General features: G+C 36.7%; 24 protein-coding genes. 12 read left to right on the top strand and 12 right to left on the bottom strand.

Features of this window, described 5'->3' with window-relative positions:
* Positions 1–15: 15 nt before the first annotated feature.
* The 3 genes from ACRXC1_RS13035 to ACRXC1_RS13025 are packed head-to-tail and all read right to left on the bottom strand — an operon-like array spanning position 16 to position 2,968.
* The gene (locus ACRXC1_RS13035; protein WP_433659437.1) at positions 16–477 is read right to left on the bottom strand and encodes a hypothetical protein; all 462 of its coding nucleotides are present in this window, start codon (positions 475–477) and stop codon (positions 16–18) included.
* A 3-nt stretch (positions 478–480) separates the two neighbouring features.
* Positions 481–1,236, bottom strand: coding sequence for a hypothetical protein (locus ACRXC1_RS13030; protein WP_433659435.1), 756 nt, complete (start codon positions 1,234–1,236; stop codon positions 481–483).
* A 7-nt stretch (positions 1,237–1,243) separates the two neighbouring features.
* A complete protein-coding gene (locus ACRXC1_RS13025; protein ID WP_433659433.1) occupies positions 1,244–2,968 on the bottom strand; it encodes a SpoIIE family protein phosphatase in 1,725 nt (574 codons plus the stop codon).
* Between the two features lie 39 nt (positions 2,969–3,007).
* Between ACRXC1_RS13025 and ACRXC1_RS13020 the strand changes: the two genes are divergently transcribed.
* Both ACRXC1_RS13020 and ACRXC1_RS13015 read left to right on the top strand, forming a co-directional pair.
* Positions 3,008–5,923, top strand: coding sequence for a hypothetical protein (locus tag ACRXC1_RS13020; protein ID WP_433659431.1), 2,916 nt, complete (start codon positions 3,008–3,010; stop codon positions 5,921–5,923).
* 171 nt (positions 5,924–6,094) lie between these two features.
* Positions 6,095–8,413: an RCC1 domain-containing protein gene (locus tag ACRXC1_RS13015; RefSeq protein ID WP_433659429.1), complete on the top strand. Its 2,319-nt coding sequence runs from the start codon at positions 6,095–6,097 to the stop codon at positions 8,411–8,413.
* On the opposite strand, the gene ACRXC1_RS13010 is transcribed toward ACRXC1_RS13015, so the two are convergent.
* The 4 genes from ACRXC1_RS13010 to ACRXC1_RS12995 are packed head-to-tail and all read right to left on the bottom strand — an operon-like array spanning position 8,381 to position 10,550.
* Positions 8,381–9,466, bottom strand: a complete 1,086-nt coding sequence (locus ACRXC1_RS13010) for a hypothetical protein (RefSeq protein WP_433659427.1) — start codon at positions 9,464–9,466, stop codon at positions 8,381–8,383. The genes ACRXC1_RS13015 and ACRXC1_RS13010 overlap by 33 nt on opposite strands.
* A 50-nt stretch (positions 9,467–9,516) precedes the next feature.
* The gene (locus ACRXC1_RS13005) at positions 9,517–9,954 is read right to left on the bottom strand and encodes a DUF1499 domain-containing protein (RefSeq protein ID WP_433659425.1); all 438 of its coding nucleotides are present in this window, start codon (positions 9,952–9,954) and stop codon (positions 9,517–9,519) included.
* Positions 9,954–10,271, bottom strand: a complete 318-nt coding sequence (locus tag ACRXC1_RS13000; protein WP_433659423.1) for a DUF2288 family protein — start codon at positions 10,269–10,271, stop codon at positions 9,954–9,956. Before ACRXC1_RS13000 ends, ACRXC1_RS13005 begins: the two co-directional genes overlap by 1 nt.
* A gap of 12 nt (positions 10,272–10,283) precedes the next feature.
* Complete coding sequence (locus tag ACRXC1_RS12995) at positions 10,284–10,550, bottom strand: hypothetical protein (RefSeq protein ID WP_433659421.1); 267 nt, start codon at positions 10,548–10,550, stop codon at positions 10,284–10,286.
* Positions 10,551–10,604: 54 nt separating this feature from the next.
* Between ACRXC1_RS12995 and ACRXC1_RS12990 the strand changes: the two genes are divergently transcribed.
* From ACRXC1_RS12990 to ACRXC1_RS12970, 5 genes are all read left to right on the top strand, one after another.
* Complete coding sequence (locus ACRXC1_RS12990) at positions 10,605–11,153, top strand: RNA polymerase sigma factor (RefSeq protein WP_433659419.1); 549 nt, start codon at positions 10,605–10,607, stop codon at positions 11,151–11,153.
* Positions 11,143–11,766, top strand: coding sequence for an NrsF family protein (locus ACRXC1_RS12985; RefSeq protein WP_433659417.1), 624 nt, complete (start codon positions 11,143–11,145; stop codon positions 11,764–11,766). The genes ACRXC1_RS12990 and ACRXC1_RS12985 overlap by 11 nt, the downstream gene beginning before the upstream one ends.
* An 83-nt stretch (positions 11,767–11,849) precedes the next feature.
* Positions 11,850–12,146: a hypothetical protein gene (locus ACRXC1_RS12980; protein WP_433659415.1), complete on the top strand. Its 297-nt coding sequence runs from the start codon at positions 11,850–11,852 to the stop codon at positions 12,144–12,146.
* Between the two features lie 3 nt (positions 12,147–12,149).
* Positions 12,150–12,965, top strand: a complete 816-nt coding sequence (locus tag ACRXC1_RS12975; RefSeq protein ID WP_433659413.1) for a DUF692 domain-containing protein — start codon at positions 12,150–12,152, stop codon at positions 12,963–12,965.
* Positions 12,965–13,717 (top strand): HvfC/BufC N-terminal domain-containing protein, encoded by a 753-nt coding sequence (locus ACRXC1_RS12970; protein WP_433659411.1) that lies wholly within the window; start codon positions 12,965–12,967, stop codon positions 13,715–13,717. The genes ACRXC1_RS12975 and ACRXC1_RS12970 overlap by 1 nt, the downstream gene beginning before the upstream one ends.
* Here the strand turns inward: ACRXC1_RS12970 and ACRXC1_RS12965 are convergent.
* The gene (locus ACRXC1_RS12965) at positions 13,667–14,356 is read right to left on the bottom strand and encodes an RluA family pseudouridine synthase (protein WP_433659409.1); all 690 of its coding nucleotides are present in this window, start codon (positions 14,354–14,356) and stop codon (positions 13,667–13,669) included. The genes ACRXC1_RS12970 and ACRXC1_RS12965 overlap by 51 nt on opposite strands.
* A gap of 145 nt (positions 14,357–14,501) precedes the next feature.
* On the opposite strand from ACRXC1_RS12965, the gene ACRXC1_RS12960 reads away from it, so the two are divergent.
* Positions 14,502–15,863, top strand: coding sequence for a hypothetical protein (locus ACRXC1_RS12960; RefSeq protein ID WP_433659407.1), 1,362 nt, complete (start codon positions 14,502–14,504; stop codon positions 15,861–15,863).
* A 40-nt stretch (positions 15,864–15,903) separates the two neighbouring features.
* Here ACRXC1_RS12960 and ACRXC1_RS12955 read toward each other — a convergent pair whose 3' ends face one another.
* Positions 15,904–16,728 (bottom strand): mechanosensitive ion channel family protein, encoded by an 825-nt coding sequence (locus ACRXC1_RS12955; RefSeq protein ID WP_433659405.1) that lies wholly within the window; start codon positions 16,726–16,728, stop codon positions 15,904–15,906.
* An 8-nt stretch (positions 16,729–16,736) separates the two neighbouring features.
* Complete coding sequence (locus ACRXC1_RS12950) at positions 16,737–17,435, bottom strand: DUF481 domain-containing protein (RefSeq protein WP_433659403.1); 699 nt, start codon at positions 17,433–17,435, stop codon at positions 16,737–16,739.
* 309 nt (positions 17,436–17,744) lie between these two features.
* Here ACRXC1_RS12950 and ACRXC1_RS12945 point away from each other — a divergent pair, with 309 nt between their 5' ends.
* Both ACRXC1_RS12945 and ACRXC1_RS12940 read left to right on the top strand, forming a co-directional pair.
* Positions 17,745–18,218 carry a chemotaxis protein CheX gene (locus ACRXC1_RS12945; RefSeq protein WP_433659401.1) on the top strand — a complete coding sequence of 158 codons (474 nt, stop codon included), beginning with the start codon at positions 17,745–17,747 and terminating at the stop codon, positions 18,216–18,218.
* A gap of 4 nt (positions 18,219–18,222) precedes the next feature.
* The gene (locus ACRXC1_RS12940) at positions 18,223–19,224 is read left to right on the top strand and encodes an HAD family hydrolase (RefSeq protein ID WP_433659399.1); all 1,002 of its coding nucleotides are present in this window, start codon (positions 18,223–18,225) and stop codon (positions 19,222–19,224) included.
* On the opposite strand, the gene ACRXC1_RS12935 is transcribed toward ACRXC1_RS12940, so the two are convergent.
* Positions 19,178–19,831, bottom strand: a complete 654-nt coding sequence (locus ACRXC1_RS12935; RefSeq protein WP_433659398.1) for an O-methyltransferase — start codon at positions 19,829–19,831, stop codon at positions 19,178–19,180. The two genes, ACRXC1_RS12940 and ACRXC1_RS12935, sit on opposite strands and share 47 nt — an antisense overlap.
* Entirely contained in the window at positions 19,819–20,304 is a 486-nt protein-coding gene (locus ACRXC1_RS12930) for a hypothetical protein (RefSeq protein ID WP_433659396.1), read from the bottom strand. Before ACRXC1_RS12930 ends, ACRXC1_RS12935 begins: the two co-directional genes overlap by 13 nt.
* Positions 20,305–20,481: 177 nt before the next feature.
* On the opposite strand from ACRXC1_RS12930, the gene ACRXC1_RS12925 reads away from it, so the two are divergent.
* On the top strand, positions 20,482–21,996 hold the full coding sequence (locus ACRXC1_RS12925; protein WP_433659394.1) for a potassium/proton antiporter: 1,515 nt from the start codon (positions 20,482–20,484) through the stop codon (positions 21,994–21,996).
* 31 nt (positions 21,997–22,027) lie between these two features.
* Positions 22,028–23,443, top strand: a complete 1,416-nt coding sequence (locus ACRXC1_RS12920) for an MATE family efflux transporter (RefSeq protein WP_433659393.1) — start codon at positions 22,028–22,030, stop codon at positions 23,441–23,443.
* The last annotated feature ends 81 nt before the right edge of the window (positions 23,444–23,524 follow it).

The following is a 23,524-nucleotide window of genomic DNA, read 5'->3' as shown; positions in this document are numbered from 1 at the left end:
CAGTTACTTCTTTAGTTATTTCATTTGTTTAATGAATTGAAAGTACTGCGCTTCAATAGCATCAAATTCTAGTTCTTCACCATCGTCATTTTTCATGACTGGCGCTTTGTTATCAACGACATCATTAGTTTTAATTAGTATCATCTTTACATCGTCAGAAGATTCCTCATAGTAGGGAGCGTAGAAGCTTTCTACTTTTATTCCAGGTTTAACAAAACCATGGACCATATTGATTTGTTCAATGACGGTCTGAGGACAGTGAGAGTAGGTGATTGCACCTGTCAATTCCCCAAGCATGTTAATCCATTCTCGAATCCCACACGAGTTAATCATTTCAACAGCGTTGAAATTAATATGAAGATCTTTATCCTTCACTCCAAGGATAGGAGTAAGGTCTGCATCCTCATCAATTCTTCCTGTTAAGTTTAAAATTGTTACATCATTTTCAGTCTTTATATCGACCTTTAAGTTACTCATATTTTAATCCTTTAAATTATAAAAACTTATCGATGGTATTCTCTTACTAATCTCTTTATACCTTTTGTTTTTTTCTATATAGAGGTAGAAACTAGTGCTATCTTCATTTGCGACAATATGAAGTCGATCACAGTTTTGGAATATTAAGTATAAGCCTAGTCCTGCTCCTCTTCCTTCTTGCCTTGGACTCTTTTCTACAGCTGCGCGGTAAAGTGAGTCAATAATTGAAGATTTGGCCACACTAGTATAACTCTTGTAGTGTACTATCGTTTTGTTTTCATCCTGAGAAATTTCAATTTCTCCGTGTTTTTGGTTGCTTACTCGATGAAAAATATCATTTGTGTAAAACTCATTTATAATCAATTTTAATTTATTTTCGAAGCTTTCGTGATAATCTTTTAGGTCAATGTCGCTTAAAAGAATTTTACATTTTTGATCAAATTCATTTTCAAGATTGATCGTCACCTTACTTGTTTTCTTACTAACGATTCTACTTTCGAGATTATTTGGCTTCTGTTTCGTTAAGTATGAAATGATATTTGTGATCTCATCCTGTAGACAAGGTGAGGTTCCTATCAGGTGATTTGTTCTATTTTCCTTTAGGTATTTTAAATTTACGAGAGTGTCGTAGCGACTTAAGAAGATATCGCATGAACTTGTAAGCACATCACTTATTTTAAGGTTAAGACTTGGAGCTTGAAAATCTAACGCTTCAACCTCTTTGAATTTTGAATTTTCAATCTTAAATTCTATACCCATAAGCGCATCACTTTATTTCCTGGCAGATCAGAGTTAGATCATCGTCAAATGAATCACTTCCTCTGTGAGCGTGTACAACAGAAACTATTGTATCACGAATATCGCTACCCGTGTGACTCCCATATGTCATTAAGATCTTAAGTAGATTTCTAAGTCCCCACTGTTTACCATCACTATTCTCTGCTTCAGTTATTCCATCAGTCATGTACACAAGAAGGTCTCCTTGTTCGAGAATAATGGTTTCGTACATATATTTAGAGTCTGAGCTTTCACCTAGTCGTGGCCCTTTTGCTTCAAGTAGGGGAAGAATATCTGCTTTTGTGATTTCTGACTTCTTTGGGACTTTAAGTACCTCTAGATGACTTGCATTAGTATATGAGTACTCTTTTGTTTTCGTGTTATAGACAGAAACAAAGGCCGTAAGAAGAATCTTGTTATTTGAAAGGTTAATAACCTTATTTAGGTGTGAAGTAATTAGGGCCGGAGAAATCTGAGTCTCATCTTCTGACAGTCTTATTTTAATACTATTAAAGGCCGAATTAATCGCTGAAGTAAGAAGGGCCGCAGGTAGGCCGTGACCAGTAGCATCTGCGATAATGGTAATGATATATTCATTAAACTCATAGTTTCCCCACCAGTCACCACCACACTCTGAAGCTGGAGCAGCATAAGAGCTTAGGCGAACACTTGGAGTGTCAATGTCTTTTGGTGGAAAGAATTCTTCTTGTACCATTTTTGCCACCTTAACTTCTTCGTCTAGGCGTGCCTTCTCTTTCATTTCTTCAATATATTCTAGAATCTCGCGACTCATTTGATTAAAAGAATCACCAAGGGTTCCAAGCTCGTCACTTGTGTTGATTTCAACTGTCGACTCAAAGTCTCCTTGACCAATACTAATGGCCCTTTGATAGAGTTTTTCAATTGGTTTGGAAATCGTTTTTGATAATAAGATGATAATGATTGTCGACAGAGCAATGATAAAGATTGCAAAGAAGATCGCTCTTTGGACAAGAAACTTCGTTACTGATAAGGCATCTGACTCAGAGATTGTAGACACAATAGAGAGAGTGAAGGCCTTTGTTTGTGCCAGAGAAACCAAGTAGTCATCTTCATTAAAGGTAAGTTTCTTTACGATATTATTACCTTTAAGCTCACTCTTATCATAATTATGAAGACCAATTAGGTCATTACCAAGAACGAGGTTGCCATCTTTAAAGACAAGCGTATTATAGGTTCTGTTTTGTGAGAGTAGGTTATTTAAAATATTGGCCTTAATAACGATTGAAGTAAGGCCTTTGTTTATCTTTTTAGTGAGAATGACAAAAAGCTCTTCTTTGTATTTGAAAGAGCTAAGAGAATTATCTCTCGTATCTTTTGGAATCGCTAATTTAAAGTCATTTTCATTCTTTTCAAAATCTTTATTAATGATGAATTGGTTCTTTTCAATGAAGGCGAGAATATACTTACTTTCCGCAACGGCCTTTGCTCTTAGTTTATTATTTTTTATAAGAGCTAAATTTTGAAGATCATTCTCTATTTTATTAAGAGTGTAATTCATTTCCTTGGCCACACTTGTGACATTAAAAAGCGAGTTCTCGTATAAATAGGCCTTCTTATCCTTTTCAAAGAGGTGAGTGGCATATTTAGTTAGAAAAGCGATAACGATAATTAGTAACGCTGTATTTAGCGATATTAATTTAAGCTTGATCGGAAATGTCGGTCTCTTGCCCATTATTTACCTATGTAGAAGTCTATTGATTAATTAGCTACAATGATATTAACGATTTGCGTCATGCGCAAGAATGAGAAAAGAGTACCAGGAACAATGTTGGGGCGACTAAATTCATTAGTTGATACATTTCTAATCTTGATGTGCATTTGTGTTGCGGCCTTTGCTGGCAACCAAGTTTTCAATACATCATATATTCCACCGATCATGGGTGGGGAGCGCATTACTTTAGGTCAAGTCTTCGAGTTACAAAATGATGTGAGAAGAAGAAGCTTTGATAATTTCTCTTGGCATGATCTAGGCTCTAATGAGGCCCTCTTTCATAACGACCGTATTTTCACTGATAAGGACTCTACAGCGCAGTTAGAATTTAGTTCTGGTAATCGCATCAAAGTGTCTGAAGAAAGTCTTTTTAAAATTACACAAGAAACGGACGGAATTAATCTAAATATCGAGCAAGGTATAATCTTTGCTACTCTTAATAATGCCAATGAAGCCTTTGTCGTTAAAGTGGGCGATCAGATATATGAAATCACTTCGAATGATTCAAAGATTAAGATCTCAAACTCAAATGGGAATAAGGAGCTTTCTGTTCTTGATGGTAAGGCAAGTGTTAGGCTTGGAGACCGTGAAGAAACAATTGAAAAAGGTGTAAGAGTTCTTCTTACAGACGAAAGTTATACGATTAATCAGAGTTGGCCAAGTGAGTTTTCACCGCTCGATGGTGATGTATTTTACGTCAATGATAAGAATTTAATTACATTTAACTTCAATGAAAAAGTTGAGAAACTATTTTTATCCAATTCTCGTTCGGCTTTTGAAAATGGAGAGGCCCATGAGGTTAATGGCCTTGAAATCGCACTTAAGAACTTATCTGAGGGGACTTTCTATTGGCAGGTGAGTGATGTGAATAATGTTTCAACGGAGAAGTCTTTTGAAGTTGTATATGAAGTGATTCCTGAATTTGAGAATCTGGATGAGACTCAAAATACGATCTTAGTTGATAATAAAAAGCTTATTTATACTCAGCCATTTGATGACATCGAATTAATGATTAATGGAAAGATGTGGAATGATTATGACTATGACGATGGTGAGCTTAGGCTTACTTTTGAAGAAGTCGGTGACTATGAAATATCTTATCGAAATAAAGCTGAAGATCACCCTTATGCTCTTTTTTCAAGGCCTGTCTTAATAAAAGTCGTTGCAAAGCCTGGAGAGATTGTTTTAAAGAGACCATTTAATGGAGAAGATTATTATTTCTATGATGATGGTGTTGTTAAGTTCTCTTGGGAAACTCAAGACCTCTTTAGTGAAGTGAGTACATATCTCGTCCTAAATGGCAAAAGGCAGTTAGTTGCAGGAAATTCTTTTTCAGCTCCTGTAACAGAGAGTGGTGAGTACCTTTGGTCTCTAGAGTATGTGTTAAATAATGAAGTGATAGCACGCTCTAAAGAAAATAAATATCGTGTGACTTTTGATGATGATAATAGTGCTCTTGAAAAGGGACGCAAGATTGTTGTTAAGAAGCCTGGAGATGTAATTGATCTTACATGGCAACAGCAGGGAAGTGATAAGTTTGTTGTCGAAGTTTCACGAGAACGTAATTTTAAAACAATAAAGGAATCGATAAAAACAACTGGTAGTAATACAAAACTTCTTATCAAAGAGCTTGGAGTACACTATTGGCGCGTGAAGAATGAAGAGAATAAATTTGTTCCTCCTGTGAAGATTATTATTGTTCCTCCGCCTCCTCCAAAGGCACCTCGAATTGATAAAGTTGAAAAGAGAGTTCAGATATTAAAAAAGTCGCTTCCTCTGGCAATTTTTAATCTATTTATTGATCAGGCATTTGCTCAAGATAGTGTTGAGCTAAAGTGGGAACCAGTAAGTGATGTTAAAGAGTATCGTATTCAGATTCTTGATGGTGAAAAAGTCATTGTTGATGAAAAAGTGAAACTTAATCGTTTTGAATGGAACGATTACTTAACAGGTCACTTTCAATGGAGAGTTTCTGCGATCGATTATTGGAATCAAGAAAGTCCATTTTCTGTATTAGAAGATTTAATCATTACAAAGAAGTTTGGTGGAGCAAAGGGGATTGATCTTGTTTCTCCAAGACACGGCATAGCTATTAATGAAGGCGACGTGGTCGAAATGAAATTTAATCAAGTTCGTGGAGATAAGTTCTTTATTGAAATTTCCAAGGATAAATATTTTACGAGTATTAAAGAAATTGCGCTTGGAAAAAAGACGACATATACGTTTAGAAATAAATTGGGATCCAGCTTTTATTGGCGTGTGAAGGCGATTGAGAAAAAAGATATTATCTATTCTAAGAAGAGAAGAGTAGATGTTACAAAAAAAGAAATAGCTCAACCTAAGAAGGTTGAAAGTGTGATGCTTCCTAAAAAATCTAAGAGAAGAAAGAGTTGGTACTTTGGTTACGCTCCAGAAAAAACAAGTTATGAAGTCATTAGCGGAGGAAAGAAAATAGTTGTTGATGATATGAACTTCATTTCTTTTTATGGGGGCCACAAAGGAAAATTAGATAACTATCACTACCTTTTTGAACTTAAGCAATCAAGTGGTGTTGTCTTTGATGATCTTGGCTTTAATCAAACAGCTCTTAAGGGACAGGCCCTTAAAGAATATCAGAGATTTCATTATGGACTAACTTCACTTCTAGAGTACCGTAGTGAACTTGAATATAATGGTAGCGAAGTTACCTCAAGTGCACAGTTCTATTTTAACCTCGGACTTACTGGAAAGTTTCAATATGAAAAGATAAGCCTTTCTCTGGATTATTTCTTCTTAAATTATGCAGGCCTTAGCGCTCAAGTTAGTTATGAAATTAATCGTAACTACGAAGTCGGGATTAGCTTAGAATCGAGAAGTAATTCCAAGCTAGAAGCTGACTCTACTAATATCGCCCTTCGTATCCAATATAATTATTAGGAAATATATTTTATGGACTGACCAGTATATGGGCCATATTCTGGGCCTATTTATCTTGATATTCCTTTCTAAGTTATTGAAAACTACAAAAAAATAGACCATTTTCGAGGCATGCCGAAGGGCGTTTTATAATGAAACCAGATTTGAACTAGAACTTGTGAGGGCATTTTGATGAGAGAAAGAAGAAGGCCACATTCACATTTATATTCGGTAAAGCTAATTGCTTTTCTCGTTGGGATTATAATGACTGCCTCTTCTTGTGTTCCACAAGATGAGATTGATGATTTAGTTAATGTTCCGGGAGCTGACCTACCAACGCTTCCAAATTTAGACGTTGCTTGTTACCAAGATGTGTATGCACCTAAAGAAGAAGATATAACAAGAAATATCGATATTCTGGTAATTCCAGATACATCTGCTTCGATCATTGCGGAAAGAGCACAGATTGCGGAGGGCTTTAATGCCTTCTTAGATGTCCTTCCTGCTGCAGCAGATGTGAATATCGCAGTTATGCTTGGTCACGGTTCTGGCTCTTCACGTTTTGGTACTCTTTATACAAAGTCAACTGAGCCAACGATTCTTTCAAATCGTTCTCTGACAATTGAAGAGATTAAAGCGCACTTAAGAACTAAGATGGAAAACCCTGCTGGTGATTATCGTACAGATGGTGGAGAGGCCGGTCTTGCATCTCTTAATCGTGCACTTGAAGATGATTACTATAGCAATATACAAGCACAGGGCTTCTTTAGAGAAGATGCCGCCCTCGTTGTTGTCTTTGTTGCTGATGAACAGGATATTTGTGCAATTTATCCGGAAGGTGTAACGCCTGTTCCTGATCCACAAGGTGGTGAGGACCGCTCACGTATTACAGAATGTTTTGATGGTGACACACAGGTTGTTACTCCAAAGAGTGTCTTTGATAAATTAAAGGCCCGCTATACTGATCGTCCATTAGTTACAGGTGGAGTTATTTACAACAATTTAAGTACCATCCCATTTGGTGGAGAAAATGAGATTGGCTATGGATATAAAGAGTTCGTTGAGTTTGGTGGAGGATTTACTGTTGATATGGCCACAGGTGAGTACGGTGATGGTTTATCTAAGTTAGGTACACTTGCCATGTCACGTATTGATCCAGTTAACTCATTTAATTTAGAAGTTGCAAATATTGATACGAATACGATTAGAACTTTTGTTGATGGAAAGGAAGTACAGTATTCATACGATGCTGAACTAAATATTGTTTCTCTTAATGAAGAGCGTGGGCCTTTCTCTATTGCAGCAGTTCAATACTGTGAGAAGCCTTCAGTCTCAAAGCAAGTAATTCAGATAGTCGCTGGTGGTTCTCACTCTTGTGCCCTTATTGCTAATGGTGAAGTAAAGTGCTGGGGTGATAACTCAAAAGGTCAGTTAGGCCAAGGAGATACTGTTAATCGTGGTGATGATGAAGATATAAATTCGATTCCAGCAATTGACTTAGATGGAGAGCTTGCTCTACAAGTTATTGCAGGAAATCTTCACACATGTGTACTTACTGAATCTAATAAAGTGAAGTGTTTTGGTGACAATACATACGGACAACTAGGGATGGCATCAACTGATACGTTAGGTGACGATGAGCAGCTGTCAGAATATGGTTACACTGAAATTGGTGGAATTGTAAGAAAGCTTTATGGTGGTACCTATCATAACTGTGCACTTTTAACGACAGGTGATGTTCGTTGTTGGGGACAAAATTATTACGGCCAACTTGGAACAGGTGATACGGAAATCATTGGTGATAATGAAACACCGGCAGAAGGTAATCTTGTTGCCCTTGGAGCAAAAGCAATTCAAATGGATATTTCTTCGATGAGTTTTCATGCTTGTGCCATTTTATCTGGTGGAACACTTAAGTGTTGGGGACGTGGGACTCATGGGCAATTAGGCTTAGGAAATACTGATAGTGTTAATTCCCCAAGTTTAGCAACACCAACCCCTAAAGGAGTTATTGCTGTTACGACAGGTGGTATCCATACTTGTGCACTTCTTTCTGACTCTACAGTTTACTGCTTTGGGCATAACTCTCAAGGGCAGCTAGGGGATGGAACAAGTGAGGCCATGGGAGATAATGAAACACTAGAGAATCATACGGCGCTAGATTTAGGGTTTGAAGTGGCCTCTGTTGTTGCATCTAATACAGCGACTTGTGCAATCTCTAAAGCTGGAGAGGCCAAGTGTTGGGGGAATGGGGCGTCAGGTAAGTTAGGTCAAGTTGGAACAGCTAAGATTACTGGTGATCTTGCAAACCTTCCTGCAATCGAACTTGGTAAGAGTGTTTCTCAAGTTTCAGGTGGACTAAATCACCACTGTTTCTTAACGACGGATGAGGGCCTTGTAAAATGTATTGGTAATGGTAGTAAGGGACAACTTGGTAATGGAAATACTGAGTCTATTGGTGATGATGAATCGCCAGTACTAGCAAGTTTCCTTGCTCTTTTTGATATTTAAAAAGTTAATACCAAATAATAAAATCATAAGAACGATGGCACCGAGTATACTTTCATTATTCGGTGTCATATCTTCTCTAACTGCACACCCTGGCTCAATTCCTGATTGAAGAGTTTCAAAACCACTTGCACCTAGAGTTACGATTGTTGGGGTCGGTGAGTAAGATCCACCAGCTCCCGTGATAACTCCATCAAGCTCATCAAGACGAATAATTCCATCGCCTCCGTCTCCTCCTGCTCTTCCGTTTACTCCTCCAGCTGCACCTCCAGTTCCTCCTGAAGCATCAAGAGCTGCATTGAGTTCGATATTTCCAATTGCTTGAAGGAAGATGATTCCACCGGCTCCACCACCTGAACCTCCAGAGTCTCCGTTGGCCGAAGTCGTTCCTGGTTGTCCAGCTCCACCGTTGGCCAGAATAGCTGCATTGATATACATATCTCCACCAGCGGCGATATGGATAATTCCACCGCCATTCCCTCCTGGAGTTGCGCCTGGCTCTGTTGCTCCACTTTGCTCGCAGCCTCCGCCACCATTTCCACCACCGGCACCACCAAACATTTGTGATTCGAGGCTAAGGGCCGAGTCGTATGTAGCCGACGTTGTTCCTGGAGAGCTTAGGGTGTCAGAGCCATCAACTGGTCCAGATGAAACACCTGATCCGCCAACTCCTCCAAGAGTTGCATGAGATCCACCAGCGCCACCACTTCCACCAATATCTGAAAAACTCGATCCTCCACAAGCTGCATCTGTTGCACTGGAACCTTCTGATCCTGGAAGTGCTGCCGGACCTAGTCCTGCACCATAGCCTCCAGCAAGGCCTTCTGCTACTGATATTGAGTGATCAATTGTCACGTCACCTTGAACTTTAATGATGAGGGGATTACCTCCTGTAATTGTAATTGCACCTGTTGTTGTCAGGTCTGTACAATTATAGGTTCCACTAGGAATAGCACCGACCCAGCTACACGAAAGGTCACTACCGTCGCCTGTATCAACGGCGCCAAAAGTAGTTGATGATATTAGTAAGAATATAGGTAGGATAAATCTCTTCACTGAAGAAATTTTAACATATCTTAGGAATGTCTTTAACTAGGTATAAATGACTAGAAATTACCTTGGAAGAAGTTAAAGCGAACGGCCTCAATATCCTTTCTTCCCTGGTTATATGAGAAGAAACTTTGTTTTAAAACTTGAGAGCGTACTTCAATCTGCTTAGTTTTCTGGTTGAAGATAAATTCAAGTTGAACTTCTTCATTCGTTGCCTTTAGATAGACGTCATTTCTTTCAATCTTATAGCCACCAATTTTTCTGATGACACTTGCAAGCTTTTCAATATTTTCTTCTGGCGTTGTGCCAAGCATTTTAAAAGGCATGATATAGCTAGAAGAAGCCTTCTTCTCTTTTGAGGAAAGACAGTTGTCGATTGATGGGCAAGTGAAATTGTCCAGACTCGTAGACTCTTGAATAAGGAACTCTTTTGAGCACGATGCTGCCGTAAAAAGAATTGCGATTATTAGTGATAGTCTAGCGAGTCTCTTCATTAGTTTAGTCCTTCTCTTTTTATCTTAACTAAAACATATGGTTGAACAATGAGGTATTGGAATTCTGTATTCTCTTCTTCCCATGTTCCAATTTGTTCATCAGTAGGGCGAAACATTTGTTCATCAGCAAGCCACTTCTTAATATACTCAACCTCATCACGGGCCATCGTAAAGCCAACGGCCGGAAGGTCAAGCTCGTCAGTGATCATAAATAATGCTTCTCTTTCATGGTGAGGCTTTAGAAGATCCCACTTCGCATCATCAATATCGTTTGCTAATCTTTCTAATAAGTTCTCATTACTATTTTCATCGTTCATATTAATTTCCGATTAAATTGCTTTCATCATTTGTTTATCGTTATTAATTTGTGCAATTAACTTCTCATCTGTATCAATGTAGTTAGATGTATGAACTTTTTTAGCTGCTTCTATTAATTCTTTAGAAGGCTCGTCCTTATCCATTTCATTCTTAAGAAGAGAGTAATATTCTCTTTCAAGTTTGTTCTTTTTCTCTTCCTTCTTACGATAGTAAGGAGTAAGGATAAAGAGGAAAGCAAGAACAGCAATCATTGACCATACGATATGATAAATTTTCAAAAATACACCTCATGATTTAGTTTCGTAATAAATATACTATGTTAAAATTGCTCTGTGAATGATTTAAAGAAACTAGTTATTCTTGCCCAAGGCGGCGACACAGAGGCATATCACGCCTTTCTGGAAACTATATCTCAAACAATAAAACGCATTGTTTCTTTTAAAATTTTTAACGAGTCTCACCGCGACGACATATGTCAGGAAATATTAATAAGTATTCATCATTCACTTCCAACTTATTCTCCTGAAAGGCCAATAATGCCTTGGATTAATTGTATTATTGAGCGTCGAATTATTGATTACATTCGTAAATACACGAAATTAGAAGAAAGAGAAGAAATCTTTGATGAGGCCGTCACAAAAGAGGCCAATGCAACGAATAACAATATAGAAAGACTTGCTGTTGAACAGCAATTAGAGATGCTTATTGAAAAGTATCTGACTGAAGAATTACGTAGGCCACTTTTGATGGCAAAGCTTGAGGGGCGTAAGACTAAGGAGATTTCAAGGGAGCTTGGAATTTCCGAAGCAGCAACTCGAACGAGAATTTCTCGTGCAATGGCAAAGTTAAAAAAAGCGGTTAGGATTAATAATGGAAAATGAAAAATTAATAAATTCATTAGTTAGCGACTTAAGGCCTATTAAACGATTGGCCTCTCCGAGTATTCGTGCGATGCTATGGGCCGTACCACAATTTCTTCTTAGCGTTATTGCCATATCAATAAGCTCTCCAATTGAATTTAAGTATATGTTAAACGCACAATTTATTATTCAAGTGATATTTGCCATTATTGCTCTTGGAATAGGCTCTTATCTTGGTTTTGCTAATACTGTTCCTGGGCTTCTTAGTGAAAAGAAGGCCAAGCTTGCCTTTATTCCATTTCTTATTTTACTAGGGCTTATCATCTTTAATATTATTTATCCTGTAGGACTTGATCTTACACATGAGCATCGTGCAAATTGCTATCAAGAACTTAGTGCACTTATGATTATTGGCTTTGCTCATAATTATTACATGCTTAAAAAGGGTTTTATTGCCTTTAGTAGCGCAACTATTGCAACAGGTTTTTTAACGAGTGGAATGATTCCGTTAGTGATTCTATACTTTGGATGTTCATTCTCAACTCAGCACTTAGTTGTTTCTCACTATCTTCCGATTATTGTGATTACAACTATAGGTTTATTAATTTTTAAATTAACTAAAAAACTAAAATAAGGTGTAACAATTTTTATTTTAAATTCGAATATAGAAGTAAGAAGGCTTTAATCTTCTTAAAAGAAATATTAAAGGAGAATATTATGAATTCTAAAAAATCATTATTAATGGGTGCTGCTGTAGCAGGTCTAATGATCTCTTGTACGGGAACAGAAACAAAGAAAATGCCTGAAACTTCAGCCAGTGAAGTAATGTGTTACGGAGTTAACTCTTGTAAAGGGCAAGGGGCATGTCACGGAAAGGTTGATGCTTGTAACGGTAAAAATGGATGTCAAGCAGAGCTTAAGTGTGGTGGACAAAACTCTTGTAAAGGAAAAGGCCTAATTAAGCTTACAAAAGATGACTGTGAAGCTAAAGGCGGAAAAGTAGCTAAAAGGTAAGAAATGCAAAAATACGGTGTTGGATTAAGGCATACTCATTTTCCATACTTGGAAAGTGAGCACTCTAAATCACAAGAAGGTGTTGAGTGGTTTGAGGCCCTTCTCGAAAATTATATGGGAACTTTTGGGAGGCCATATAAAATGCTTGAGAAAATTAGGGCCGATTATCCAATAGCGTTTCATGGAGTTTCTCTATCGATTGCATCTAGCGAAGACTTAAATGTCGACTATATGAAAAAGGCAAAAGAGTTATATGATAACTTCGATCCTTTTGTGATAAGTGATCATATGTGTTGGACAGGGCATGCCCATTCAAATTTACACAATCTTTTGCCTTTTGCGTATACCAAAGAAAATCTTAATACTATTGCTGAGAAAGTCATGAGGGTGCAAGACTTCTATGGTAGGGAGATGGCCTTTGAAAACCTCTCTGCTTATTTTACTCTTAAAAACTCGTCAATGACAGAGGCCCAGTTTTTAAATGATCTGGCCAATAAGAGTGGATGTAAAATTCTCTTAGACTTTAATAACGTCTACGTAAATGCAATTAATCAAAAATTTGATGCGAGTGAATTCTTTGAGACGATTGAGTCAAAGAATGTTTCTCAAATCCACTTGGCCGGCTACTCTGATCTTGGTACACATCTTTTTGATACTCACTCTCACCCTGTTCATGATGAGGTATGGCAGTTGTTTAAAAAATATTGTCATAAATTTGATGTTCCAATTCTTCTCGAATGGGATGAGGACATTCCAGAATTTCCTGTCTTAGAAGAAGAAGTCTTAAAGGCAAAAGAAATATTTAAAGGAGCTCAATAGTGAAACATCATGAGTTTCAAAATAAGTTCTTAAAGGGTGTTCTAACTAAAGATATTTCACAAGATATTATGAGTGAGATGATTCCTATAGGTGAATTATCAAACGAACAGGTTCTAGAAGTATATCAAAATGACTATCGAGCACGCTTGCAAGAAGTGATCGGTGATAATTATGAGACCTGTTGGTTTGTCTTAGGAGACGAAGACTTTTTGGAAATATCTCTATCTTATGTTGAATCTAAGCCTTCAGAGTTTACTAATCTTCTTCATTACGGTGATGACTTTCCAGACTTTATCGCTTCTCGTGTGAAAGATTTTTCTTTCATAAGAGATCTTGCAGAGTTTGAAAAAAGATTTTGGCACTTATTTCATCAAAAAGATAATCCTAAGGACTTTAATCCTCAAGACCTTGGAGAGGGAATTTTTGAGGCCCCATTAAAACTGAAAGATACATTCTCTCTTTTCACTAGTGATGTTCAATTATCCGAACTTTGGCAAATGCGAAAAGGGGATAGTGATAAGAGCTTTGAAGATATTCAGGGAAATGAGTTAACAATTCTTTATAAAAGAGAAGAGAAGATGCAAATTCAAATTATCTCAGAGGGAATCTTTGAGCTCATCTCGAATTTAAAAAATCACCAAACAATTCTTTCGGCCGTGGAAAATATTGAAGAAGAAAAATTGAGTGATCCAAATCTATGGTCAGTTTTCTTCAATCTTCTTGGTTATATTGCTGAGATCAAAAGCAAATAAATCCTTTGCAATCTCTAGACAATCTTCTGTCACAGGAGATTCAATAACGATATCTTCTTGAGTGATAGGGTGCTTAAAGCACAGTTTGTATGAATGAAGAAAGATGCGATAAAATTTATAATCTTTTCTAAATAGGTTGTTAATTGAAGAGTGTCCATACTTTGTATCACCAACTAAGTTATGCATTCGACGTGAAAAATGCTTTCTTATCTGATGTTGTCGGCCTGTAAAGATCTCAATATCAACGAGACTATATTCTTCATTAGTGGAGATTCTTTTAAATGCTGTCTTTGCGTCTTGAATGCCCTTATCCGTTTTAATCGGGAAGTCATAAACACCTTCTTTTTCCGCGATCCCTTTAACCATGGCAACATAGTGTTTAGAGACATTGTCACTATTCCACTGCTCTTTCATAAGTCTTGTTGCCTCTTTTGATTTAGCAAAAAGAACAACTCCTGATACGGGCTTATCAAGTCTATGAATCGGGAAGAGGTAAAGGTCTGTTTGCTTCTTTAAAGACCTAAGTAGACTTCTTCGATCAGAGCTTCTTGCCTTAAAAGGGTGGACTAAAAGATCACTGGGTTTAGTGGCCGCAATATAGTGATCATCTTCGAATAGGACTTGGATTTTGTTTTTCACGCCTAATTTATAACAGATAAATCGGAGGTAAGTATATGTAATTTTAGGATATCTTACTCTTTTACTAAGGTACTGTGTGTAAGTTACCGATATGTGAGACGTGAGAATATTAAGAGAGAAACTATATTTTATTTTATTCATATGTGTGGGAGTTTCATTCTCTGTAAGTGCATCGGAGTCAGGGGTACTCTATCGCAATGGAGAGACTTCAATTTCCTATGACCGAAATAAAGATCAATTTATCTTTCGAGATGGAAAGTCTGTTTCCGAATATTCAAGATTCCGCTACAACGACTTGATTCTCGAAAAATTTAATCGCATTCCTATTGAGGATCACGGAGAGATTGAAAGGCGTTTAAAGTTAGTAAAGAAAACGTACCATATTTCGGCACCTGCTCCTGAAGAGATTCTTCAAGAGAGTTTAGCTGTTGCGGCTAAAATTAATGAAGCGGATAATTACGGGTGTGGTGATTCTCGAATAAATATTGGAGATGACAAGGTTGCTTTTACTGCAGAGATAGAAATTGAAAAACTTGATGTTAAAAAAGAAGGCTTCTTTGGTCTAGGAGAGCTTGAAGGTGCTGAGTTTGAAGTAAATACATCTAACGATAACCCTCTACACGGCGGTCTTATGGCCCTTGGAGTTACTAATTTTAACGAACGTGATGGTATTGAAGGGGATGATCGAGGTCTAACATTTGGGGCCAAGCTTTCTGCTAAACTAAAATTTGAGAATGGTGAAGTCCTATTAAGTTATAATTCAAGGGCCTATACAAAGCTTGTTGAAAAATCATGTGGAATGGTTGAAATCCGTGGGCGTCTATATGAAAGATTTTGCTATCAAAATGACGACGGATCTTGGAATCAAGAAGGTTTAAATAGAGATGATATTGATATTAGTGTTTATCGAAAATTAGGTGATGATAAGAAGAGCTTTGTGCAGTTAGGTGCAGGACTTACTATTATTGATGATAATGGCCTGGCTATGAATACTCAAAGGGCCTGGCATAAAATGTCTAAAAGTGCTGGTACTGTTCAGTATAAGAATTATGGACATATGGAACAAATTATCTCTCCTAAGGCCACTTTTAAGGTTGGAAAGATCTATGACTATAAAAATGATGAAGGAACTATTTCAACAAGTTCTCAACTTTATACTGGAGGGCAACTCTCTCATATAAGTGGAAATGAAAATTATATCGGAGTTGGTGGTGAGTTTAAGGTTAAATTTGAGCCAGAAGGTAGCAAAGGGAAGTTTCCTGCTGTCGAAACTCGTTTCTACTATGATGGACAATATACTCAAGAGGGTGAGATGAATCACTACTATGGTGTTGAGGCCAAGACAAATGTTTATACAACAAAGAAGTCTGTTATCTATATTAAAGCGGGAATGGGAATTGAAGATGATCACTATACTCGTGAATATGAAAACTATGGAAAATCTTTTTTAAATCCAAATTTAGATATTCAACATTACTTAGGTATTGGTATCGAAAAAAGGTTCTAAGCATAAGCAAAGAACCTTTTCGACTATTTTATTTTTGAGTTTATTTTTCTTGATAGAGATGAACATCTCTTTGAGGGAAAGGAATTGAAATTCCTTCTTTATCAAATTCTAATTTTACATTCTCTTGCATATCAAACATAACTTGCCAGTAATCAGCGGACTTTACCCATGGCCTTACAGCAAAGTTAACAGAACTATCTGCAAGGGCAGAAACAGCAACTACTGTTTCTGGCTCGTTAAGAATTAAAGGATGCTCTTTTGTTAGTCTCATGAGAACTTCCTTGGCCTTCTTAATATCATCACCATAACCAATTCCAAAAATCATATCAACTCTTCTGATACTTTCAGCTGAATAATTAACAATACTACCTGATGAAAGTGATCCATTTGGTAAAATAACTGTCTTATTATCTGCCGTATTTAAGATTGTACAGAAAAGACCAATCTCTTTTACTTTTCCAATAAAGCCTTGTGCTTCAATAACATTCCCAACTCTAAATGGTTTAAAGAAAAGAATGAGGACACCTCCGGCTAGATTCCCTAGAGCTCCTTGAAGTGACATACCAAAGGCCAGACCAGCGGCACCAAGCATCGCAACAAAACTAGTCGTCTTGATTCCTACCATTCCAATGATAGTGATAAATAATCCAATCTTAAGGGCTATACTTACAATAGAAGTAATGAAGCCTCTTAGAGAAAGCTCAACTTCCTTCTTTTGAAGTGCTTTATCAACAAGTCTATCAATGAAATTGATAACTTTAAGTCCAATAATTAGGACAATAATTACTTTAATAAATTGAAATCCGTAATCTGCAGCAATATTCGTTAGTTTTTCAATATTGGCTTCGTTTAGTAATTCTTTCATTTGTTCTCCTAAAAACTCGCAAGAAGACTTATCGTTGTTTTGTAATCGTGTTGATCTCTTCCTTCAACCGGATCATTCTCGTATTCCCAAAGAACACCTGCTTTAAGAGAGAATGTGCTATTTATTAGCATACGAATTGAAGGCTCCATATTAATAATATAATTTTCACTATTTTTTAGACTCGGGATATATTCGAGCCAGTAACGGGCACTCACACCCTTGCGAAGTTCCTTACTAACTTCATAAAAGGCACGTATTTTTTGTTCATGGCTATCAGGCTCATTTTGCACAAAGTTTTCTCTGGTATAACGATAACCAAGTTCAGCGAACATTTTATAAGTATCTTGATCGTAGAACTTATACTTAAAACCTATTTCCATGTTATTTCTGGCCCAAAAACCTTTAAACCGATCTGACTCAAAAAGGTCGCCCACGTAGATATCAACTTTTTTTGAAAGAACGTGATCAACTCTTAATAGGGCACTCCATTTTTCATCATCAACTACATCGTCGGATTCACCATAAGAATAAGACCCATTAAAAGTGAGGGTATTCGTCTCCCACTTATATGAGTTGCGGGAAGCAAGGTCATAAGTCTTCTTATTGGTATTTCCACCAGAAGCAATAAAAGTAACTTCATCTTCTGATTTGAATTGAGCATGGGCAAATTGGCCAAATAAGATGGCCATAACTAAAATTTTTTTCATACAAGATTCCTTTGTAAAAAGCTATTTTATGTTCATCGTATATATTTTTGTTCCTAAATTCTGTCTATTTATCTTAACTATGATTAACTTTTTTGTACAATTGATCTAATCGCAAATAATGCCAACTTTCATTGGTTTGAGATAACACTTATTTGGAAGCATTTATTATTGGGCCACTCATTACAGAGACTTAGAAACTGATAAAAAAACTTGATTATTAATAGTCTGTTTATCGGCAAAATGGGGCAATTGTTTGTGCGAAGTGTTTTTCTCAATTAAAATTACTTAATTGAGAAATTGGAGCTATTAATGGAGTTAATCGAACCATTCTTGAATGCTTTACTTGAAGTATTCAAAAAACAACTAAATATTCCGCTGCTGGCAGGTGAGGTTCATCCAAATTACGAGTTTAAAGATACAGTTGATATTGTAGGCCTAATCGGAATAAGTAGTGAGAAGATCAATGGGGAACTTGCCCTTTGTTTTAATAAAGCTAGTTTTCTCACAATTTACAATACAATGTTCTCTGAAAATCAAAAAGAACTTAACGATGAAATTACTGATTCCGCAGCTGAGTTTGTCAATATGGTACTTGGTCAAGCAAAGGCCGAAATCAATAAGATTACAGGGTTGACTGTAGAAAGGACAACTCCTGAAGTATTTTTAGGAGATGCTGTAAAGAATGATCGCATCACTGGGCCAAGAACAGTAACAATCCCTTTTGAGCTTCCTGTAGGGATGGATAAGCAAGTATTTTATATGAGCTTAACAATTGACGAGTAAGCAAGTGAAAAAAAAAATACTTCTAATCTCATTTCTATCTATTTTTCTTTTTATTTCATGTAACAAAAAGTCTTCTCCAAAAGCAGAGCTTAAGTATTGGAATGACACCCCTGTAACAAAAAAGATTAAGACTTATTTAAAAGATATTTCAGATGAGAAGTCTAAAAACTTTATACCTACAAGTGAAAGAATAGCAGTTTTTGATAATGATGGAACTCTTTGGGGTGAGTACCCTATGTATGTTCAGTTTATAGCACTGTTGGACTTTTATAAGGATATCATTGTTGGGAAATACAATAGGCGTAATGCTCTCGTAGATGAAGTGGTAGAGCAATTTCCAAATGTAAAAGATAAGGGAAAGCTTTATCAGGCCCTGCTTGATATGCAAGCAGGAGTTACTAATGATGAATATATGGACTATATGGCCGAATGGCTAGCAACCAAAAAACATCCGACACTAAAGAAAAAATATACGGAACTCGTTTATGCTCCAAGTGTTGAGCTAATGAGAACACTAGAAGCTTTTGACTTTAAGGTTTTTATTGTCACAGGTGGGGGAACTCACTTTGTTAGAGTTTTAAATAAGATCGTCTATGAACTTCCTTCTTATCAGATAATTGGAACAAGATTTGGAAAGAGGTTTTCAGAAAATGGTAAAGTCGAATTTCAAAATCAGGCCAAGCTTGCTTTCTTAAATGACAAAGAAAATAAACCAGTGGGAATTTTAGAACATATTGGAAAGGTTCCAGTCTTTGTTTTAGGAAACTCAGATGGTGACTTTGCAATGGGTAAGTATGCGAGCTTAAATTCAAAATTTAAGTCATTTGTTGGAATTATTCATCACGATGATAGTGCACGAGAGTTTGCTTACGATAGAGGTTCTCATGTTGGAAAATTAGATAAAGTTCTAACAGAAGGGGATAAGTACTTCGTAAACTTAATCAGTATGAAAAAAGATTTTAAACAGATCTATTTTTCTGAATCAGATAAAGTCCATCACGAATAGGGAGCATGGTCTTATAAAGATCATCTCTCGATTCAATGTAGTTATTGAACTCTACTAGAGCATTTGTCGTTTTGTCTTCAGGGTCAATATTTTCTGAAGTAACCTTTCCATTCCAAAGAACATTGTCCACAACGATCATGCCATTATCACTTAGTAGCTCTAGTGAGAGCTCAAGGTAGTTCCTATAGCTTCCTTTGTCTGCATCGATAAAGACTAGATCAAATTTCTGTCCAGCTAAATCTTTTAAGACTAGGTTTGCATCACCAAAGCGGGCCTCTATTTTACTTCCTACTTCGCTGCGATCCCAATAGGATTTTGCAAAAGTATTAATCTTTTTATTTTTATCAATTGTGACAACTTTACCGTCATTCGGAATATTTTCGGCCATGGCCAAAGCTGAGTAGCCAGTAAAAGTTCCAATCTCTAAAATAGTCTTGTAATTATTTGAACGAATAAAGAAGCCTAAAAGAGAGGCCACTAGTTCTCCAGAGATCATGCGCCCAAGAGGGTGATTATCTTTTGTATAATCGCCTAGCTCAACGCAAAGATCACTTGGGATATTTGATTTATTTAAACAATATTTTTCAATTTCTTTTAGATTTTCCACTGAAACTCGATTAGTTTATTTCCGCTTACTTCATCACAAACGCTTGTTAATTCTTTTGTTAAGAATAGCATAGAAATATACGCATTGTATTTAATGATATATTTAAAACCTGGAGAAATGTAGCGGTCTAGTTCTTCTTTAAGTTCCAAGCAGTTTGGAGAGTCAGTCATATATGACGTTTCAAAATCAAGTCTCTTAAAACCTTTCTGTCTTGAGAAGTCAGCGCTATAGAAACATTGTCCGTCATTAGATTCAACATCAAGAATAATTCTTCTTGTCGAGTCAGAGATACCTAGTTTTGTAAAAGACACATTAAGTGCTGCAATCTCGTTTGGCGCAGCTACTTTATCGCGAAAGCTCTTGCAGGCAAAAGTCGTAAAATCAGTGACAAATTTCATATCTGTTGCACTTGGTGCAATTCCGCTCGCATAAGTTGTTAATATCATTAAGAAAGAGAGAAGGAGTTTTTTCATATTTGAGATCCTTTAATAATTAGTTTGGCTTGTGCAACATTGGTTTTCTTATTCATACTCTTGTCCAATTAAAGAGTAAAGTTAGTATGAAATTTTGATTGATACTCTCTAAAAAAAACTTAATAACCTGATGTTTTTACTTAAGTTTTGGTAGTTCTTTCCGATAAGCCCAGTCCTATGGAGCAGTTCTTAAATAATTTCCTATTAGGAGCATCAATCTTACTTCTTTTAAGCATTGTGCTCAGCAAGTCTTCAAGCCGCTTTGGTCTGCCGGTTCTTGTGCTATTTCTCTTCATAGGGATGATGGCCGGATCAGATGGAATTGGGGGAATTAACTTTAGTAATTACGAGTTAACTCACTCTTTAAGCTTAGTTGCTCTATGCCTAATTATTTTCAACGGGGGATTTGAAACTCCATTTAACAAAGTAAAAAAAGACTTCGGAAGAGGAGTCGTTCTTTCTTCAATCGGAGTTATGCTGACAACTTTCTTAGTTGGTGGCTTCACTCATCTTGTCACAGACTTAGGCTTACTTGAGTCCTTACTCATTGGTGCCATTCTTTCGGCAACTGATGCTGCAGCTGTCTTTTCTGCATTCAAAGATCCAACTGCACAAGTTGGTGATGTTAAAAATATTCTTCGTTTTGAATCGGGAAGTAATGATCCCATGGCCTATTTTCTTGTCTCTGTCATTATTGGCTTCATTGAGCAAGGAATGGGAGATGCTCAAACGACTGCAATCATGTTTATCTCAAACCCTATTATTGGTTTAATTGGTGGTTGGGTTACTGCTCGCTCATTCATCTTAATCAATAACGTGGTTAAACTAGACTTTAATGGACTTTATCCACCGCTTACAATGGCCATGTTATTTCTTGGTTATTCTTTAACGACAAAGCTTGGCGGAAATGGGTTCTTAGCAGTTTATGTTTTTGGGATGATGATTGGTAATCGAAAGATTCTACACAAGAACTTACTTTCATTATTCTTTGATGGGGTTACTTGGCTTTCGCAAATTGGTCTCTTCATTATGTTAGGACTACTAGTCTTTCCAAGCCGACTACTTACTGTTGCTCCGGCAGGACTTTTCATTGCTTGCTTCTTAACATTTGCAGCAAGGCCAATAACTGTTTTCCTGTGCTTAATTAAGAGTCGTTTCAACTTAAATGAAAAACTCTTTGTTTCATGGGCAGGACTTAAGGGGGCAACACCAATTGTCTTTGCAAGTTTTGCAGCAACTCACATTGGAGAAAAAGCTCACGTCTTATTTGATATTGTATTCTTTGTTGTGATTGTCTCTGCTCTTATGCAGGGGTCGTCTCTAAAGTTTGTTGCAAGAAAGTTAGGACTTGTTGTTGAGCAAGAAGATGAAGCAAACTTTCCTGTTGATATGGAGCTACTTGAACAAACAAAACACGGTATTGTTCAATTAGAGATCAGACAAACTGATTATGCTGTTGAACATCGAGTTGTCGATTTAAGGCTTCCACCTGGAGCAATCGTTCTTTTTATTAAGAGGCACGGTGCGTTCATTATTCCTGATGGTGCAACTGTTTTTGAAAAAGGTGATAAAATTCTTTTAGTGACTAAACTAAAAGAGGACTTAGAAGCAGCTCAGGAGTGTTTCGTAAAAAAAAAGATTGAAGAATTAGATGAAGAGGATGATGATACACAAGAGTTACATGCAGCCTAAAATTAGTTAGGTTACTTACTAAAGGATATTTGTGGGAGTTCATGACCTTACACAAGGATCTGTTATCAAGTCTTTGTTTAAATTATCAATACCGATCGTCATGGCCAACTTTCTACAAACGGCCTATCAGTTAACGGATACTTTTTGGGTAGGGCGCTTAGGGACAAATGCTATCGCATCTCTTTCTCTTTCATTTCCTGTGATTTTTCTTTTAATTTCTATGGGAGCAGGTTTTGCTGTTTCAGGAACGATCTTAGTTTCTCAGTATACTGGTCAAAAAAATACAAAAATGGTCTCAAAAGTATGTCTTCATACTTTATTTATTATTCTCATTACATCAGCAGTATTAGCTGGTATTGCTTATGCAGTAATTCCCTATGTCATTCGTGCAATGACTCCAACTGTTGAAATACAAAATATTACTATTTCTTATTTAAGGATTTCATTTATAGGTTTGATCTTTAGTTACCTCTATATGATGTTCCAATCTTTATACCGTGGAGTTGGAGATGTTAAGACGCCATTTTATATTGTTCTCTTCTCTGTTGTTTTAAACTTCATTATCGACCCCATCTTAATTATGGGTTATGGACCAATTAAAGCTTATGGAGTTGATGGAGCAGCATATGCAACAATTTGTACACAAGGGCTGTCTGCTGTTATTGGACTCTACTTACTTGCAAAGGGGAAAGGTGGAATTAAAATAGATTTCACAAAAATTTCTTTTGATTTTTCATTAGCTAAAAAAATTATTCACCTTGGCTTTCCTGCTTCGACGGAACAATCTTCACGAGCGATGGCCATGATGGTGATGACATTTCTGATCGCTACCTTTGGGGATATTGCACTGGCCGCTTATGGTATTGGGATTCGAGTTCTTACATTAATGATTATTCCAAGCTTAGGATTTGCTATGGCAACATCAACTCTTGTTGGTCAAAATATTGGTGCGGGGAAAATTGAAAGAACTAAAGAAGTCACGAGTAAGGCACTATGGGTAATCTTTATTGCTTTATCGATTGCTGGAGTTGCATTTTTTATTTTCGCTGAGCAAACCCTACAAATTTTTGTGCCAAATGAAATTGCGGTCATTAATGAAGGGGCAAATTTCATTAGAATTATCGCTCTTACTTTTGGCCTCATTGGAGTTCAACAAGTAGCCTCTGGTGCCATGCGAGGGGGCGGAAGTCCGATGATCTCCATGATGGTTGCCATTGTTTCTTTATGGGTAATTCGCTTTCCAATTGCATATGTTCTTTCTAAACATACACCACTAGGACAAACTGGAATTTATCTTTCATTTGTTGTGGGAAATATTCTTGGAGCTGCCATTGCTATTTTCATCATTAAGCAGAATCGATGGATTAAGAACCTAACTGATCCAATTACTGAAGAAGAGCGCAAAGTTATCGAAGAGACTATTGTTGAAGATGGTGTAATTTCCTGATTTTATTGAGTTGTAAAGAATAATTGTTAAGATAATGACCTAGCTTCCCGATAAGGTATTGAGAGATATCTTTGAGGGGGA

Source organism: Halobacteriovorax sp. GFR8 (assembly GCF_050955245.1).
GTDB lineage: Bacteria > Bdellovibrionota > Bacteriovoracia > Bacteriovoracales > Bacteriovoracaceae > Halobacteriovorax_A.
This window is presented reverse-complemented; position numbering and strand designations above follow the sequence as displayed.